The sequence below is a fragment of the Serratia sp. 506_PEND genome (genome assembly GCF_001076875.1).
GTDB classification, from domain to species: Bacteria; Pseudomonadota; Gammaproteobacteria; order Enterobacterales; family Enterobacteriaceae; genus Serratia; species Serratia marcescens.
On record NZ_JVEL01000232.1, the window covers coordinates 1 to 3,709 of the forward strand.

Here is a 3,709-nt window from a genome sequence, read left to right on the forward strand (position 1 = left end):
CCCTTGTTGCCCGCTTTGGTGCCGGCGCGTTCGATCGCCTGTTCGATGCTTTCGGTGGTCAGCACGCCAAAGGCAACCGGGATTTCGGCATTCATCGCAACGTTGCCGATGCCGGAGCTGGCTTCGCCCGCCACATATTCGAAGTGCGCGGTGCCCCCGCGGATAACGGTGCCCAGCGCGATAACCGCGTCGTATTTGCCGGTTTTGGCCAATACGCTCGCCGTCAGCGGCAGCTCGTAAGCGCCCGGGACCCAGACAACGGTGATGTTGTCGTCAGCAACCTGACCAATGCGTTTCAGCGCGTCGATGGCGCCTTCCAGCAGGCTGTCGTTGATGAAATTGTTAAAACGTGCAATTGCGATCGCCACACGGGCATTTGGAGTAGCAACAACACCTTCGATAACTTTCATGGGCTTTCCTTAAAAATGGGTTCAATACCCCGCAGGGGGGCGGATTCTATCATATTCTTTCATCGCCTGCGCGGCGCTTTTGTAAAACCGGCGCGCGGGCGCGAGATTCAGTGTTTCGCCCGCAGGCGCAAACGCAGATCGGGGCCGACCTGGCGCACGTCGCTAAAGACGAATTCCGGCGCGTCGGCCAGCCGTTCCAGGCCCGGCAGATGACACAGGCCACGGCCATTATCGCCCAACAGTTTCGGCGCGATGTACAAAATGAGCTCATCCACCAGGCCGGCCTGCAGCAGCGCGCCGGCCAGCATTGCGCCCGCCTCTACCCAGATTGAATTCACCTGGCGCTTGGCCAACAGCATCATCATCACCACCAGATCAATGCCGCCGCCGTGCGCCGGGCAGATAAACTGTTCGACCTCTTGCGGCCAGGCCTGTTCATCCGCCTGCAGGCGCGCCAGCCAGGTAGCGCCCGGCTGCTGCACCACGCGGTGCTGCGGGGTGATGCGATTTTGACTGTCGAGCAGGATGCGCAGCGGCTGGCGCAGATTTTCGCGCGGATAGAGGCGCTGCGTCTCGGCGTCCAGCTCATCCCAACGCACCGTCAGCGACGGATCGTCCGCCAGCACGGTGGCGCTGGTGCTGAGAATCGCGGCGCTCTGCGCGCGCAGGCGCTGCACGTCCTGACGCGCTTCGGGTGAGGTGATCCACTGGCTCTCGCCGGTGGCCATCGCCGTGCGGCCGTCCAGCGACGCGCCCAGCTTCAGCTGCACGTAAGGGAAACCGGTGCGCATGCGCTTGAGGAAGCCCAGGTTGACCGCTTCGGCCTCGGCCAGCATCAGGCCATGACGGACTTCGACGCCGGCCTGCTGCAGCTTGTACAGCCCGCGCCCCGCCACCTGCGGATTGGGATCTTGCATCGCCGCGACCACCCGTGTTACGCCGGCGGCCACCAGCGCATCGGCGCAGGGCGGCGTGCGGCCGTGGTGGCTGCACGGCTCGAGCGTCACATAGGCGGTGGCGCCGCGCGCCTTGTCGCCCGCCATGCGCAGCGCGTGCACTTCCGCGTGCGGCTCGCCGGCGCGCAGATGGTAGCCTTCACCGACAATTTCGCCGTCGCGCACGATAACGCAGCCGACGTTCGGATTGGGCGCGGTGGTGAAACGCCCCAGGCGCGCCAGTTCGAAGGCGCGCGCCATATAAAATTCGTCGTGATGCATGAAAGATCCTTTAGTCTTGCAGGCGGGCGATCTCTTCGCCGAACTCGCGCACGTCCTCGAAGCTGCGGTACACCGACGCAAAGCGAATGTAGGCGACCTTATCCAGCTTTTTCAACGCGTCCATCACCAGATTGCCCACCAGTTTGGTCGGCACTTCGCGTTCGCCGGTGGCGCGCAGTTGGGATTTGATATGATTAAGGGCGTTTTCCACGTCGTCCGAGCTGACCGGGCGCTTTTCCAGCGCTTTCAGCATGCCGCGGCGCAGTTTGTCTTCGTTGAACGGCTCGCGCACCTCATCGCTTTTAATCACTCGCGGCATCACCAGCTCGGCCACCTCGAAGGTGGTGAAGCGCTCATTGCACACCAGACACTGGCGGCGGCGGCGCACTTGCGAACCGTCCCCCACCAGGCGGGAATCAATGACTTTGGTATCAACGGCGGCGCAGAAAGGGCAATGCATAACACGTCCTGATAAACGTTTTTATAGATAAACGCAGTTTACCCCGAAGTGCAGCCACAACAAAGGGCGGCGGCCATTTGTTGCGACACGCAGCCGGGAAGCGGCGCCGATATGACTTTCCCCTCCGGGCGGACTAAGCTGATAGCAGGAGATTCAGCATAGGAAATCGCCGTCATGACAACCTGTTACCCCAAAATCGCCCTGCTCGCCGCCGCCGTGTTGCTGGCAGGCTGCGCGCACAACGCCGCCGTGCCTCAACTGCGCCATCAGGTCGCCGCGCTGAACCAGAAAGTGAGCGTGCTGACCGATCAAACCACCGCGCTGGAGCGGCAGAATATGCTCAATCAGCACTCCGACAACGGCGTCTACCTGCTGCCGGCGGCCCGAAGCGCCGCCCGTTTGCAGAGCGGCATCGGCGAGCTGAGCGTTTCGCTGAGCCACATCAAGAGCGAAGCCAACGGCACGCAGGCGCAGCTGCATGTGCGCATCCTCTCACAGGCCACGCTGCCGCCGTTCAAAGCGGTGGTGGAATGGGGCCAACTGGACGACGCCACCGGGCGGCCGCTGACCGCCGAGGCGCTGTCGCAACCGATCGCCAGCGCCGATTCGCTGCTGCCGAAACCCGGCCAGGACTTTGAGCTGCGCTTCAGCGGCGTGACGCCGGAACAATTGGGCTATATCCGTCTGCACAGTCTGGTTTCGACCGCCCAACCGGCGGTGGTGCAGCAACGCTGAAACCCAAAGCAAAAAAAAGGAGCGCCGATGGGCGCTCCTTCTCATTTCGCTGAATACTGCGGCGGTTAAGGCAGAATCGAAGGCTGATCCGCGCCCTCTTTTTCCACTTTTTGCTGCAGCATGTGCTCGCGTTTCATCCCCAGTTTCAACGCCAGCGCGGACGCGACGTAGATGGAGGAGACGGTACCGATCGACACGCCGATCAACATCGCCAACGAGAAGCCTTGCAGCATCGCGCCACCGAAGATGTACAGCATCAGCACCACCATCAGGGTAGTACCGGAAGTCATCAGCGTACGGCTCAGCGTCTGGGTCAACGACACGTTCATGATCTCGTAAGGCGTGCCGCGGCGGATCTTGCGGAAGTTCTCACGAATACGGTCGGAAACCACGATGCTGTCGTTCAGCGAGTAACCGATAACCGACATCAGGGACGCGACGATGGTCAGGTCAATCTCGATGTGGAACAGCGACAGCACGCCCAGCGTGATGATCACGTCGTGCGCCAGCGCGATAACCGCCCCCAGCGCCAGGCGCCATTCGAAGCGGAAACCGACGTAGATCAGGATACAGATCAACGCCACCAGCAGCGCCATGCCGCCGGTTTGCGCCAGTTCGCTGCCCACGCTCGGGCCGACGAACTCGATGCGCTTCACGGTGGCGTTTTTATCCACCGAGTCGTTGATCACGCCGATCACCTTGTTGCCCAGTTCCTGGCCTGCGGTGCCGGTCGCCGGTGGCATGCGCACCATCACGTCGCGGCTGCTGCCGAAGTTCTGGATGATCGGATCCTGGAACCCGGCCTTCTCCAGCGTATCGCGCATCAGGTCGAGGTTAGCCGGTTTCTCCAGGTTGATTTCAATCACCGTACCGCCGGTGAAATCCAG

At 62.1% G+C, this 3,709-nt stretch carries 5 protein-coding genes; 1 reads left to right on the forward strand and 4 read right to left on the reverse strand.

The features are described from left to right. From ribE to nrdR, 3 genes are all read right to left on the reverse strand, one after another. Positions 1–410 (reverse strand): 6,7-dimethyl-8-ribityllumazine synthase (gene ribE / locus ADK28_RS05890; RefSeq protein WP_048795149.1); only part of this gene is annotated, 410 nt, incomplete at its 3' end. 107 nt (positions 411–517) lie between these two features. Beyond that, positions 518–1,627: a bifunctional diaminohydroxyphosphoribosylaminopyrimidine deaminase/5-amino-6-(5-phosphoribosylamino)uracil reductase RibD gene (ribD, locus tag ADK28_RS05895; protein WP_016928874.1), complete on the reverse strand. Its 1,110-nt coding sequence runs from the start codon at positions 1,625–1,627 to the stop codon at positions 518–520. A gap of 10 nt (positions 1,628–1,637) precedes the next feature. Next, complete coding sequence (nrdR, locus tag ADK28_RS05900; protein WP_004940387.1) at positions 1,638–2,087, reverse strand: transcriptional regulator NrdR; 450 nt, start codon at positions 2,085–2,087, stop codon at positions 1,638–1,640. A 174-nt stretch (positions 2,088–2,261) separates the two neighbouring features. Between nrdR and ADK28_RS05905 the strand changes: the two genes are divergently transcribed. Continuing rightward, positions 2,262–2,822, forward strand: coding sequence for a DUF3251 domain-containing protein (locus tag ADK28_RS05905; RefSeq protein ID WP_016928875.1), 561 nt, complete (start codon positions 2,262–2,264; stop codon positions 2,820–2,822). Between the two features lie 65 nt (positions 2,823–2,887). On the opposite strand, the gene secF is transcribed toward ADK28_RS05905, so the two are convergent. After that, positions 2,888–3,709: protein translocase subunit SecF (gene secF, locus ADK28_RS05910; protein WP_048795150.1), on the reverse strand; the 822-nt coding region annotated here is incomplete at its 5' end.

What these genes read in the sequence shown, in the direction of transcription:
- ribD (WP_016928874.1), bottom strand. Translation starts at nt 1,627, where the DNA reads ATGCATCACGACGAATTTTATATGGCGCGCGCCTTCGAACTGGCGCGC.
- nrdR (WP_004940387.1), bottom strand. Translation starts at nt 2,087, where the DNA reads ATGCATTGCCCTTTCTGCGCCGCCGTTGATACCAAAGTCATTGATTCC.
- ADK28_RS05905 (WP_016928875.1), top strand. Translation starts at nt 2,262, where the DNA reads ATGACAACCTGTTACCCCAAAATCGCCCTGCTCGCCGCCGCCGTGTTG.